Origin of the sequence: Streptomyces sp. NPDC014991 (assembly GCF_043080665.1) — a bacterium.
GTDB lineage: Bacteria > Actinomycetota > Actinomycetes > Streptomycetales > Streptomycetaceae > Streptomyces.
This window is the reverse complement of record NZ_JBIBVY010000002.1, coordinates 185,442-198,758: the sequence shown is the minus strand read 5'-3', so window position 1 is coordinate 198,758 and position 13,317 is coordinate 185,442. Positions and strand designations below refer to the sequence as shown.

8 protein-coding genes are annotated in these 13,317 nt (G+C 69.1%); 3 read left to right on the top strand and 5 right to left on the bottom strand.

What is annotated here, in order from left to right; translation table 11 throughout:
- Window positions 1-7: 7 nt before the first annotated feature.
- A complete protein-coding gene (locus ACF1BE_RS04930; protein ID WP_392197556.1) occupies window positions 8-2,380 on the bottom strand; it encodes a DUF6049 family protein in 2,373 nt (790 codons plus the stop codon).
- 256 nt (window positions 2,381-2,636) lie between these two features.
- Between ACF1BE_RS04930 and ACF1BE_RS04925 the strand changes: the two genes are divergently transcribed.
- Entirely contained in the window at window positions 2,637-4,103 is a 1,467-nt protein-coding gene (locus ACF1BE_RS04925; protein ID WP_392197555.1) for a CCA tRNA nucleotidyltransferase, read from the top strand.
- A gap of 69 nt (window positions 4,104-4,172) precedes the next feature.
- On the opposite strand, the gene ACF1BE_RS04920 is transcribed toward ACF1BE_RS04925, so the two are convergent.
- From ACF1BE_RS04920 to ACF1BE_RS04910, 3 genes are all read right to left on the bottom strand, one after another.
- Window positions 4,173-5,468, bottom strand: a complete 1,296-nt coding sequence (locus tag ACF1BE_RS04920) for an MFS transporter (RefSeq protein ID WP_392197554.1) — start codon at window positions 5,466-5,468, stop codon at window positions 4,173-4,175.
- A 118-nt stretch (window positions 5,469-5,586) separates the two neighbouring features.
- Window positions 5,587-6,669, bottom strand: coding sequence for an inositol-3-phosphate synthase (locus ACF1BE_RS04915; RefSeq protein WP_392197553.1), 1,083 nt, complete (start codon window positions 6,667-6,669; stop codon window positions 5,587-5,589).
- A 44-nt stretch (window positions 6,670-6,713) separates the two neighbouring features.
- A complete protein-coding gene (locus tag ACF1BE_RS04910) occupies window positions 6,714-7,397 on the bottom strand; it encodes a helix-turn-helix transcriptional regulator (RefSeq protein WP_392197552.1) in 684 nt (227 codons plus the stop codon).
- A gap of 396 nt (window positions 7,398-7,793) precedes the next feature.
- Between ACF1BE_RS04910 and ACF1BE_RS04905 the strand changes: the two genes are divergently transcribed.
- On the top strand, window positions 7,794-10,460 hold the full coding sequence (locus ACF1BE_RS04905) for a transglycosylase domain-containing protein (RefSeq protein WP_392197551.1): 2,667 nt from the start codon (window positions 7,794-7,796) through the stop codon (window positions 10,458-10,460).
- Between the two features lie 129 nt (window positions 10,461-10,589).
- On the top strand, window positions 10,590-12,143 hold the full coding sequence (locus tag ACF1BE_RS04900) for a glycosyltransferase family 87 protein (RefSeq protein WP_392197550.1): 1,554 nt from the start codon (window positions 10,590-10,592) through the stop codon (window positions 12,141-12,143).
- Window positions 12,144-12,231: 88 nt separating this feature from the next.
- Here ACF1BE_RS04900 and ACF1BE_RS04895 read toward each other — a convergent pair whose 3' ends face one another.
- The gene (locus ACF1BE_RS04895; RefSeq protein WP_392197549.1) at window positions 12,232-13,263 is read right to left on the bottom strand and encodes an alanine racemase; all 1,032 of its coding nucleotides are present in this window, start codon (window positions 13,261-13,263) and stop codon (window positions 12,232-12,234) included.
- Window positions 13,264-13,317: the final 54 nt, after the last annotated feature.

Below are 13,317 nucleotides of genomic sequence, written 5' to 3'. Positions count from 1 at the left end.
ACATCGCTCAACGGTCCACTCTCTCACCCGTCCCGGACGGGTCGGCGCTTTCCGGTGCGGTGTCCGGCGCAGGGTCACTCGGCTGCTCCGGGCCGCCTGCCCCGGAGGCGGAGTCGGGTTCCTCCGGGAGACGGTCCCCAGGGGCCCCGGGGTTCCCCGGCTCGTCCGTGTCCCCTTCCGCCGTCCCGGGACCGTCCTCGTCGGCCTGCCGGGCGGCGGCGCGCTTGCGCTGGGTGTACATCCGGAAACCGGCGAGGACGAGGAGCAGCACGCCGCCGCCGATGACCAGCATCACGGTGGGCGTGACCTCGGTGACCTTCACGTCGAAGGTGACGGCGTCGCCGTACTCCTGACCGTCCTCGGTGAACAGCTGGGCGACGACCGCCACCCGGCCGTTGGCGTTGGCCGAGGTGGTGAACTTCACCGACTGGCTGTGCCCGCCGGATACGTCCACCCGCTGCTCGTAGTAGGCCTTGCCGCCGATCTCCAGACGGGTCGGCATGGTCGAGGTGAGGCGCAGCACCAGGTGGCCGACCGGCTGGACCAGGCGGTTCTGGACGGTCACCGGGATGGTGGCGCTGCGGCCCGAGAGCTTGGTCTCCGACTTGTCGATCAGCCTGACCTGGTCGGCCAGCTCGTCGAGCCACGCCTCCACACCGTCCCGGTAGCCGGCCGCCTCGCCACCGCTACCGCGCCATGACGTGGACAGCTCCCGGTGTATGGCCAGCCCGAACGGAGTGGCCACGCGGGACCGGTCGGTGAGGATCACCTGGAAGTTGTCCAGCTTGTCCTGGGTACGGGCGATCTGCCCGTAGACCGTCCGCGGCAGCTCCTGCCGGCGCAGCGAGGAGGGGTACGCGGACGTCGAGGGGATGCGCGTGGTGGCACCCGGGTCGGGCTTGGCCTTGGCCGCCGAGGTGAGGTCCTGCGGCTGGGACCAGCCGCTGCCCTGGAGCGTCCTCAGCGCTGCCGCCATCGCCTGGGCCTGGCTCGCCGTGGGCACGCGCTGCGGGGCGACGACGATGCTGCGTTCCTTGTCCGTCTGCGCGTTGAGCTCCAGACTCTGCGCCAGGAACCGCTGTACGGCGAGTGTGGCCGAGCCCGCCTTCGTCAGGTCGCCCTCGAACGCCCTGGACAGCCGTGCGTCGGCGACCACCGCCGTGGTGCCCCCGCCGACCGGGCGGGCCGCGGACGGCGTGTACGGCAGTCCGGCGGTCTCCTGGAGGCTGTCACTGCGGGCGATCACCCGGTCGGCACCGGCGGACGTCGCGACCTTCATGATCGACGGATCCACCGCGCCGTTCACGGGCCAGGCGAAGTCGGTGGTCGGCGTGACGTGGAGCACCGTCTTCACCGTGGTCGCGGCGACGTCGGTGGCGTCCTTGAGGTGGCTGAGCGAGCCGGTGACGCTGGTGCCGTTGTGCGCCAGGGAGGCCAGGTCCGGGTCGGCGAAGGGCAGGGCGACGACCTCCTTGCCGGCCACCGCCTTCTGAAGCCCGGCCAGCCACTGCTTGGCGACCGCCTGGTGCTCCCGGGAGCCGGGCGTGGTGGTTCCGTCGGCGCCCGGGAGCCGGTAGTTGCCCGTGGCCATCGCGTCGACCGAGGCCAGCAGGTCCGGATCGATCACCCAGGTCACGTCGAGGTCCTTGCCCAGATCCACCATCTGGGCCAGCCGGCCGCCCGGTGCCAGCTCCCTGGCCAGGTCGTCGTCGAGGAACACCGGCGTCTGAAGGTCGCCGGCGCCCGTCTTCGCAGTCATGTGCACGGTGGAGACCAGCGGCCACAGAAACGTCGTCCTCGTCCGGGTGTCGGCCTCGGACGACTGCCACGGCAGGAACGTCTGCCGGATGCCCAGCAGCTGGTCCCAGGGCTGCGCGGAGGTCTGCCCGGACAGCGACACCCCGAACTGGTAGACACCGTCCTCACCGAGGCCGAGCTTGTCCACGGGGACGGAGATGCTGAAGTGCTCGGCGACGCCCGGCGTCAGTGTGGCGAACTTCTCCTCGTACTTGCCGTCGACCTCGGAGCCGGCGCCGCCCTGCGGTTCGTCGGAGTGCCGGGCGACGGAGTCGATGGCCGACCGGGTGGTGAGCTGGGGCCCCACCCGCAGGTTCACGTGGGCGCCGGTGATGGTCCGCTTGCCGTTGTTGGTCACCGTGCCGGAGACGGTCAGCGTGTCGCCGTCCGTGGGGACGCTGGGGCTCAGTGTGTCCAGGGACACGGACACCGTGTCCGAGGACGCGGCCTGCGCGGGCGCCGCGGCGGGAAGCTGAAGCAGACCGGCCAGTAGAGGCGCCCCGGCGAGCAGTGATCCCGCGCGTCGCATCCACCGGCGGGCAGGTGAGGCACTGGTCCCCTGGAAGTCAGCCGCCTCGGCCACGCGCTCGCCCGTCCCTCGTCGTCGTCAGTGGTCGTCGGAATGTGCGTCCACGCATGGTAACGATGCGCGCCGAGGGGAAGTGCCGCGGTCTCCTCCACAAGATCGGCAGGCCAAAGGCGACCCGTCCTCTATCTCCAGTATCGAGGGGAGAGCAGCTGTACGCCGCAAGAGCAGCGCTTGCGGCGGATATGCAGGGAGCTGTCCGCGCCGCTTGGCGGGGGCGCCCCGGTCGCGCGGGCACGTACCCTTTTCTGTTGTGCCGAACCCCAACGAAGACACTCCCTCTGCCCTGAGCCAGGCGCAGCAGCGCGCGGTCGCCGAGCTGCTGCGGGTGGCTCCCGTCGCCGACGAGCTCGCCCGCCGATTCCAGGAGGCCGGGTTCTCACTCGCCCTGGTCGGCGGTTCGGTCCGCGATGCGCTGCTCGGCCGGCTCGGCAACGACCTGGACTTCACCACCGACGCCCGCCCTGAGGACGTACTGAAGATCGTCCGGCCGTGGGCGGACGCGGTGTGGGAGGTAGGGATCGCGTTCGGCACGGTAGGCGCACACAAGAGCGCCCGCGTCGGTGACACCGACTGGGATTTCCAGATCGAGATCACCACCTACCGGTCCGAGGCCTACGACCGCACCTCGCGCAAGCCCGAGGTGTCGTACGGCGACTCCATCGCGGAGGACCTGGTCCGGCGTGACTTCACGGTGAACGCGATGGCAGTGGCACTGCCGGAGAAGGAGTTCATCGACCCGCACGGTGGCCTGGCGGACCTCGCGGCGCGCGTACTGCGGACCCCGGGCACACCCGAGGAGTCGTTCTCGGACGATCCCCTGCGCATGATGCGGGCCGCCCGGTTCGCCGCCCAGCTCGACTTCGAGATCGCCCCCGACGTCGTCACCGCCATGACGGAGATGGCCGGGCGCATCGGGATCGTCTCGGCGGAGCGGATCCGCGACGAGCTGAACAAGCTCGTCCTCTCCGCCCATCCGCGCACGGGACTGGCCCTGCTCGTGGACACCGGGCTCGCCGAACACGTCCTGCCCGAACTGCCGGCGCTCCGCCTCGAACGCGACGAGCACCACCGGCACAAGGACGTCTACGAACACACGCTGATCGTCCTGGAGCAGGCGATCGCGCTGGAGCAGGACGGACCGGATCTCACGCTCCGCCTGGCGGCGCTGCTCCACGACATCGGGAAGCCGCGCACCCGCCGCTTCGAGGACGACGGCCGTGTCTCCTTCCACCACCACGAGGTGGTCGGCGCGAAGATGACCAAGAAGCGCATGACCGCCTTGAAGTACTCCAACGAGCTGGTGAAGGACGTCTCACGGCTGGTCGAACTCCACCTGCGCTTCCACGGGTACGGCACCGGGGAGTGGACGGACTCGGCGGTCCGCCGCTATGTCCGTGACGCGGGCCCCCTGCTGGAACGCCTGCACAAGCTGACCCGCTCCGACTGCACCACCCGCAACAAGCGGAGGGCAGCCGCACTGTCCCGGGCCTACGACGGTCTGGAGGAGCGTATCGCCCAGCTGCAGGAGCAGGAGGAGCTGGACGCCATCCGCCCCGACCTCGACGGCAACCAGATCATGAAGATCTTGGACGTCGGGCCCGGCCCGGTCATCGGCAAGGCGTACAAGCACATGCTGGAGCTGCGCCTGGAGAACGGCCCGATGGGGCACGACGCCGCGGTGGAGGCTCTGAAGGAATGGTGGGCCGCGCACAGCTGAGCTGAGACGCGCTTCGACGGTGTTTCACGTGAAACACCAACGCGCGGCGACGGCATGCGGGGCGGTGTTTCACGTGAAACACCGCTCCTCGTCGTCTCCGGCCTCCTGCCGTTCGAAGCGGGCCATGGCGACGGCGATCCCGACATAGACCAGGGCGACCAGTACCACCAGTACGGTCGAGCGGCCGTCCGGTGGCAGCATCACGGCCGCCACGCCTGCCGCGCCGACGAAGGCCACGTTGAAGAGCACGTCGTACACGGAGAAGACGCGGCCGCGGAAGCCGTCGTCGACACCGGCCTGCACGATGGTGTCCGTGGCGATCTTGGCGCCTTGGGTGATCACGCCCAGCACGAAGGCCGCGGCCAGGAGCGGGGCGGTGGCGAAAGGGAGCCCGAGAGCCGGTACCAGCACCGCCGCTGTGCCGGAGCACACCACGATCCAGCGGCCGGGACCGAGCCGCCCCGCCGCCCAGGGCGTCACCACGGCCGCCGCGAAGAATCCCGCGCCGGACAGCGCCAGCGCCGGACCGAGCAGGCGCAGTCCTTCTTCAGAAGTCTCGGAGAGGGCGTAGCGGCAGAGCATGAGCAGCATCACGAGGAGTGCGCCGTAGCAGAAGCGCATCAGCGTCATCGCGGTCAGAGCCCAAGCGGCTTCCCGGCGCTGGGGCGCGGCCAGGTGCCGGACGGCCGCCGCCAGCTCGCGTGCCGTCTCGGCGAACGCCGTACCGAGGCGGGGTCGAGCCGGATGCCGGTCGGGGCCGAGGAGGCCGGGAGCCAAGTTCAGCGACGCCAGGCTCGCGCACAGGTAGAGGAGCGCGCCGAGCAGTACCACCGCGGCGTCCGATCCCGAGGCCAGGAGCCGTACGCCGAGGGCCAGGCCTCCGCCGGCGGTCGCGGCGAGCGTGCCCGCTGTGGGTGAGACGGAGTTGGCCAGCACAAGGCGCTCGGCGTCCACCACGCGGGGCAGGGCGGCGGACAGCCCGGCGAGGACGAAGCGGTTGACGGCTGTGACGCAGAGGGCGGAGACGTAGAAGAGCCAGTCGGGGACACGGCCGATGATGAGCACGGCGGTGGCCGCGGCGAGCAGGGCCCGCAGCAGATTGCCGTACACGAAGACCTGCCGTCGTCGCCAGCGGTCCAGCAGCACCCCCGCGAACGGTCCCACCAGGGAATAAGGGAGCAGCAGGACCGCCATCGCGGAGGCGACCGCGGCGGCCGAGGTCTGCTTCTCCGGGGAGAAGACGACGTAAGCGGCGAGCGCGACCTGGAAGACGCCGTCGGCTCCCTGGGACAGGAGACGGACGTACAGCAGACGCCGGAAGTACCGCAGACGCGACAGGAAGCGCAGGTCTCGTACGACAGGCATGGGGCACAGCCTCACACACGAGGAAGGTCCCCGGGTCAGCGGACCCGGGGACCTTCACCGCCCTGGCAGGAGCGTTCTGTGCGATGCGCCGCTGTGCCGAGCCGGCGATCAGCCGCGACTAGCGCTCGACGTCACCGCGGATGAACTTCTCGACGTTGTCGCGGGCCTCGTCGTCGAAGTACTGGACCGGCGGGGACTTCATGAAGTACGAGGACGCCGACAGGATCGGGCCGCCGATGCCGCGGTCCTTGGCGATCTTCGCGGCGCGCAGGGCGTCGATGATGACACCCGCGGAGTTCGGGGAGTCCCAGACCTCGAGCTTGTACTCCAGGTTCAGCGGGACGTCACCGAAGGCACGACCCTCGAGGCGGACGTAGGCCCACTTGCGGTCGTCCAGCCAGGCCACGTAGTCCGACGGACCGATGTGGACGTTCTTCTCGCCGAGCTCCCGGTCGGGGATCTGGGAGGTGACGGCCTGCGTCTTGGAGATCTTCTTGGACTCCAGGCGCTCACGCTCGAGCATGTTCTTGAAGTCCATGTTGCCGCCGACGTTCAGCTGCATCGTGCGGTCGAGGACGACACCGCGGTCCTCGAACAGCTTCGCCATGACGCGGTGCGTGATGGTGGCGCCCACCTGGGACTTGATGTCGTCACCGACGATCGGCACACCGGCCTCGGTGAACTTGTCCGCCCACTCCTTGGTGCCGGCGATGAAGACCGGGAGGGCGTTGACGAAGGCGACCTTGGCGTCGATGGCGGCCTGCGCGTAGAACTTCGCCGCGGCCTCGGAGCCCACGGGGAGGTAGCAGACCAGGACGTCGACCTGCTTGTCCTTCAGGGTCTGGACGATGTCGACCGGCTCGGCGTCCGACTCCTCGATGGTCTCGCGGTAGTACTTGCCGAGACCGTCGAGGGTGTGGCCGCGCTGGACCGTCACACCGGTGGTGGGAACGTCGCAGATCTTGATGGTGTTGTTCTCGGAGGCGCCGATCGCGTCCGCGAGGTCGAGGCCGACCTTCTTGGCGTCGACGTCGAACGCGGCGACGAACTCGATGTCGCGCACGTGGTAGTCACCGAACTGCACATGCATCAGGCCGGGGACCCTGGACGCCGGGTCGGCGTCCTTGTAGTACTCGACTCCCTGCACCAGCGACGCCGCGCAGTTGCCCACGCCGACGATGGCTACGCGAACCGAACCCATTCCGGTTGCTCCCTGTGTGTACGAGTGAGGCCCTGACTGGGCGCTCACGTGGCGGTGTCGTCGGGCGTATCCGTCCCGGAGATGTCCCCGGGACGGGGCAGGACGCCCGTCGATCCTGTGGTGGTGTCCTGCTGAGCGGATCCCCCGGAAGCGGAACCCTTCAGGTCCCGCCCGGCCCGCTCGCTCTCGATGAGCTCGTTCAGCCAGCGCACTTCGCGCTCCACGGACTCCATGCCGTGGCGCTGTAGCTCAAGCGTGTAGTCGTCCAGGCGTTCCCGGGTGCGCGCCAGCGAGGCGCGCATCTTCTCCAGGCGCTCCTCCAGGCGGCTGCGCCGGCCCTCCAGCACGCGCATGCGCACATCGCGCGAGGTCTGCCCGAAGAAGGCGAACCGTGCGGCGAAGTGCTCGTCCTCGTACGCGTCGGGGCCGGTCTGTGAGAGCAGCTCCTCGAAGTGCTCCTTGCCTTCCGCCGTCAGCCGGTAAACGATCTTGGCGCGGCGGCCGGCGAGGGGAGCGGCGAGCGCATCCTCGTGGGTACTTCCCGGTTCCTCGATCAGCCAGCCGTTGGTGACCAGCGTCTTCAGGCAGGGGTACAGCGTCCCGTAGCTGAACGCACGGAACACACCCAGTGACGTGTTCAGACGTTTGCGCAGCTCGTACCCGTGCATCGGGGATTCGCGGAGCAGGCCGAGTACGGCGAACTCGAGGATGCCGGAACGCCGGCTCATCGTCGCCTCCTCTCGGTTCCGCAGGCCGATCCCGCAGGTCGCGCAGTGTCTGTCCGTGTCTTTATACCGTGCTGATGTATCGACTCGATACATCAGCACGATAGAACGACGCACTGTGGGCGACAAGGGGGACGACGGTGAACGGGATCACATCACCGATTCGTTGGAGGCAACTTGCCTGTTTTGGGATGAACTTCGGGGCTCGGGGGGTTTTCGCGGTGCGTAGTCTGTGCGGCATGCACACCACCGGGAACCACGTGGCGCCTGGGACGCGTCGTCGTCCCAGGTGGAGTACGGGTGAATGCGGAACCGACCACATCCGTACTTCGGGGGGACCGGAAACCAGCCGCCGTTCCAGGCGCGCACGGGTGCGCCTGCCCGAGGAGTAATCGTTCGATGAGCGAGCACCGTCGCAAACCGCCGCAGCCGCAGGGAGGCGGACGTGCCGCGGCCCGACGCGGCCAGTCCGGTTCGTCCCCCGGCCGCCGTGCGGCACCGCGAGGCGCCACCGGGTCCCCTGCCGACTTCTATGCGTCCGGTTCCTACGGGCCGGACTCCCAGGACTCGGGAGGCGATGTCTACGGCAGCCGTGCCGAGGCCCGCCGGGCGGCGCAGAAGGGCGGCCGCCGCAGACCGGCCGACGCCACCGGCCCGGGCGGTCCGACCGGGCCCGGACGCGGCAGGGGGCGGACGACGACGGCACCCGGCAAGAAGCGGCTGATCGACTACCCCCGAGGCGGCAGGCACGGCTGGCGGCGCTGGGTGCCGTCCTGGAAGCTGGTCAGTGGCCTGTTCATCGGCTTCGTCGGCAGCCTGGTCGCGATGGTGGGCATCGGTTACGCGATGGTCTCCATCCCCAACGAGAACGACGCGGCCAAGTCCCAGAACAACGTCTACTACTGGGCCGACGGCAAGCAGATGGTCGCCACGGGCACCGGCGTCAACCGGCAGAACGTCAACATCGAGCAGATCCCCGAGGCGATGCGCTTCGCCGTGATCTCCGCCGAGAACAAGTCGTTCTACCAGGACTCGGGTATCGACCCCATGGGTATCGCTCGCGCCGTGGCCAACATGGCGCGGGGCGGGCAGACGCAGGGTGGCTCGACCATCACCCAGCAGTACGTGAAGAACACGTACCTCAGCCAGGACCAGACGCTCACCCGTAAGTTCAAGGAGATGTTCATCTCCATCAAGGTGGGCACGAAGCTGAAGAAGAACGTCATTCTTCGCGGCTACCTGAACACCTCGTACTTCGGCCGGGGCGCGTACGGCATCCAGGCCGCGGCGCAGACCTACTACGGCAAGGACGCGGTCGACCTCCAGCCGAGCGAGTGCGCCGTCCTGGCGGCGCTGCTCAAGGGTCCGACGTACTACGACCCGGCGGGCAACCCGGATCTCGACAGGTCGGCGACCGCCGATGCCAACAAGAAGCGGTCCCAGGACCGCTGGGCCTGGATCCTCGGCGAGATGCACAAGGACAAGCACCTCAGCGACGCCGACTACCAGAAGGCCATCAGGAAGTACCCGATGCCGGACGGCCGTAAGGCGACCAAGGGCATGACCGGTCAGATCAGTTACCTGGCCGACACGGCGAAGAAGTACGTCCTCGCCCACTCCGACATCACGGAGGCCCAGTTCGACCGGGGTGGCTACCAGATCTACACGACGTTCCAGAAGGGCAAGGTCAACGCCCTGACCAAGGCCGTCAAGAACGTCCAGAAGGACCGTCTCGACCCGAAGCACCGCGACCTCGACAAGTACGTCCAGTTCGGCGCGGCCTCGGTGGTGCCCAAGGACGGCGCCATCGTCGCTCTCTACGGCGGTGACGGCTACGAGAACGGGCACTTCACGAACAACGCGGACACTTCCGGCGTCCCGGTGGGTTCGACCTGGAAGCCGTTCGTGCTCGCCGCGGCCATGCAGTACGGCACGTACGACTCCAAGGGCGAGGGTGTCTCGCCGCTGAGCAAGTACAACGGCAACGACCACTTGAAGGTCCACAAGCCGGACGGGTCGTTCTACCTCAACAAGGACAACTCGTACTTCTTCCAGAACAACGAGAGTGACCACCCGTGGGGTTACATCACCCTGCGCAAGGCGATGGAGCAGTCCGTCAACACGCCGTTCGTGCAGCTCGGCGTCGACGTGGGGATGACGCACGTACGCGACGTCGCCAAATCCGCCGGCATCCTCGGTGACAGCATGTCGCAGGACCTCAACCCGTCCTTCGCCATCGGTACGTCGACGCCCAGCGCGATCCGCATGGCCGACGCCTACGCGACGTTCGCCGCGTCGGGCAAGCAGACGGACCCGTACTCCGTGACCGCGGTCAAGGTAAACGGCGCGGACGCGCCCAGCTTCGTCAAGCCCAGGCCGGCCCCCAAGCAGGCACTGGACCCGAACATCGCCAACAACGTCACGGACGTCCTGGAGAACGTCATCCAGAACGGCACGGGCACCAACGCCAAGGCTCTCGGCCGTACGGCGGCCGGCAAGACCGGTACCACCGACGAGAACAAGTCGGCCTGGTTCGTCGGTTACACCCAGCAGCTGTCGACCTCGGTGGCGATGTTCCGCGAGAACCCCAAGGACCACAAGCTGCTGTCCATGAACGGCACGGCGGGTGTGGACTCCATCCACGGTGGTGACATCCCGACATCGGTGTGGACCGAGTACATGAAGACCGCGCTCAAGGGCAAGAACGATCCCGGTTTCCCGGCCGCCACCGAGATCGGCACGGTCCAGAACGAGGTGGGCGCCCCCTCCCCGACCCCGAGCGTCACCTTCACCCCGACGACCCCGACCCCGAGCGCCACGCCGAGTCCCACGCCCAGCGAGACGACGCCCACGCCGACTCCCTCGGCCAGCGCTTCCTGCACCTTCGGGTGGGGCAACACCTGCGACGGGAACACCACCGGCACCGGCACCGGTGGCGCGGACACGGGCGGGGGCGCCGACGGAGGCACCACCCCGACGCCGACGGTCACGGAAACGACCGGAAACGGGAACACCCGGGGCAACGGCAACGGCAACGGCGGCTTCTTCGGAGGCCCGGCCGGTTGACGAGGCGATCTGCCCGGTTGGCGGCCATACCGACCGTCATGGGTGTTTCACGTGAAACACGGGCCGCCGCACCCGCGAGGTGCGGCGGCCCTCGGCGTGTTCCCGGGCAGGTACGGCAGGATGTGTCTCATGCCCAGTGCAGAAATGACGCCAGCGAGCACGCACGAGCCCGAGCCCGTGCCGGCCGCCACGGCAGAACCGGTGCAGCCGACCAGGGAGGACGAGGTCGCCGCCGCCGGCAGTGAGCTGATCGGCGGCCCGCTGGGGCAGCGCGCCCTGCCCGGCACCTCCTGGTGGACGCCCGTACGGGTCGTGGTGCTCGTGGCGATCGGCATGTTCGCCCTCGGCCTGGTCCAGAAGGCGCCCTGCTACCACAGTGCCTGGTTCTTCGGCGCGAGCAGCCAGTACACGCACGCCTGCTACTCGGACATCCCGCACCTCTACCAGGGCCGTGGGTTCGCCGACCATCTCGTGCCGTACTTCGACAAGCTGCCGGGCGACATGGCTTACCTCGAATACCCGGTGCTGACCGGTCTGTTCATGGAGGTGGCTTCCTGGCTGACCCCGCACAGCGGCAGCATCCAGCACCAGGAGCAGTGGTACTGGTTCGTCAACGCCGGGATGCTGATGGTGTGCGCCGCGGTCGTCGCCGTCTGCGTGGCCCGCACCCACCGCCGACGCCCCTGGGACGGCCTGCTGGTCGCCCTGGCGCCCGCCTTCGCCCTGACCGCGACCATCAACTGGGACCTGCTGGCGGTGGCTCTGACGGCCGCCGCGATGCTGATGTGGTCGCGGGGCCGGGCCCTAGCCTTCGGCGTCCTGCTGGGGCTCGCCACGGCCGCCAAGCTGTATCCCGTCCTGCTGCTGGGCCCGTTGCTGGTGCTCTGCTGGCGGGCCGGCAGATGGCGGCAGTTCGGCCAGGCCGTGGCCGGCGCGGTGGGCGCCTGGCTCGTGGTGGACCTGCCCGTGATGCTCACGCACGACGCGACCGGCTTCCACATCCGCGAAGGCTGGGCGAAGTTCTACACCTTCAGCGAGGAGCGCGGGGTCGACTTCGGTTCCTTCTGGCTGATCTGGTCGCAGAACTCCAGCAACCCGCCCACCACCGGCTTCGTCAACAACGCGGCCATGGTGCTGGTGGTGCTGTGCTTCCTCGGCATCGCCGCGCTGGCGTTCACGGCTCCGCGCCGCCCGCGCTTCGCCCAGCTGGCCTTCCTGGTGGTGGCGGCCTTCGTCCTCACCAACAAGGTCTACTCCCCGCAGTACGTCCTGTGGCTGGTGCCGCTGGCGGTCCTCGCCCGGCCCAGATGGCGCGACTTCCTGGTCTGGCAGGCGTGCGAGGTGGCGTACTTCCTGGGCATCTGGTTGTACCTCGCTTACACGACCAGCGGAGACGCCCACAAGGGCCTGCCGACGCAGGGCTACCACTGGACGATCGTCGTCCACCTGCTGGGCACGCTGTACCTGTGTGCCGTCGTCGTACGGGACATCCTCATGCCGGAGCGGGACGTCGTGCGCCGGGCCGGTGACGACGATCCCTCGGGCGGGGTGCTCGACGGCGCGGAGGACGCCTTCGTGTTCGGTGCGGCGGCCCGTCCGCCGCTGCACGCGGCCCGTTCCGAGAGGCCGCAGGTGGACTGGGGCAGCCCCGGGACACCGGCCGGCAACGACCGTTCGCTCTGAGCGAACAGCCGTCACGTTCGCTCGTCAGGTCATGCAGAAGGCCGTACTCCGGTGTTCCGGTGTACGGCCTTCGCGCTGTCCGGACGGCTCAGCGGTCCACGATCCGGTCGAACTGGGTGGTGGTGTGCCGCAGATGCGCCACCAGCTCGTCGCCGACCTTCGGCTCGGGGGCGTCCGCGGGGACGAACAGGATGGACACCTGCATGTGCGGCGGCTCGGCGAACCAGCGCTGCTTGCCGCCCCAGACGAAAGGCGAGAGGTTCCGGTTGACCGTGGCGAGCCCGGCCCGTGCGACGCCCTTGGCCCGCGGCATGACACCGTGCAGGGCCTTCGGGGCCTCCAGGCCCACCCCGTGCGACGTACCGCCCGCCACGACCACCAGGAAGCCGTCGGAGGCCGCCTTCTGTTGCCGGTAGCCGAACCGGTCGCCCTTCGCCACGCGTGTGACGTCCAGGACGGCCCCGTGGTACTCGGTGGCCTCGTGGTCACCCAGCCACAGCCGCGTGCCGATGCGGGCACGGAACCGGGTCTGCGGGAACTGCTGCTGAAGGCGGGCCAGCTCGTCCGCCTTGAGGTGGCTGACGAACATCGTGTGCAGCGGCAGCCGGGCCGCGCGGAGCCGGTCCATCCAGCCGATGACCTCCTCGACGGCGTCCGAGCCGTCGGTGCGGTCCAGGGGCAGGTGGATGGCGAAACCCTCCAGCCGGACGTTCTCTATGGCCTGGTGCAGGTGCGGCAGCTCCTGCTCGCTGACGCCGTGCCGCTTCATCGAGGACATCACCTCGATCACGACACGGGCGCCGACGAGGCCGTACACGCCGTCGATCGACGAGACCGAGCGCACCACCCGGTCGGGCAGCGGCACCGGCTCCTCGCCGCGCCGGTACGGCGTCAGCACCAGCAGATCACCGCTGAAGAAGTCCTTGATGCGCGCGGCCTCGTACGTGGTGCCGACGGCGAGCAGGTCGGCACCGAGCCGCGTGGCCTCCTCCGACAGCCGTTCGTGCCCGAAGCCGTAGCCGTTGCCCTTGCAGACCGGGACCAGCCCCGGGAACTGCTCCTGCACGTGCTTGTGGTGCGCACGCCAGCGCGCGGTGTCGACGTAGAGCGTGAGCGCCATGGCCGGACCCGGGACCTTTCTCGTGACTGCGGTGGATCGGTGAGGTGAGAACTG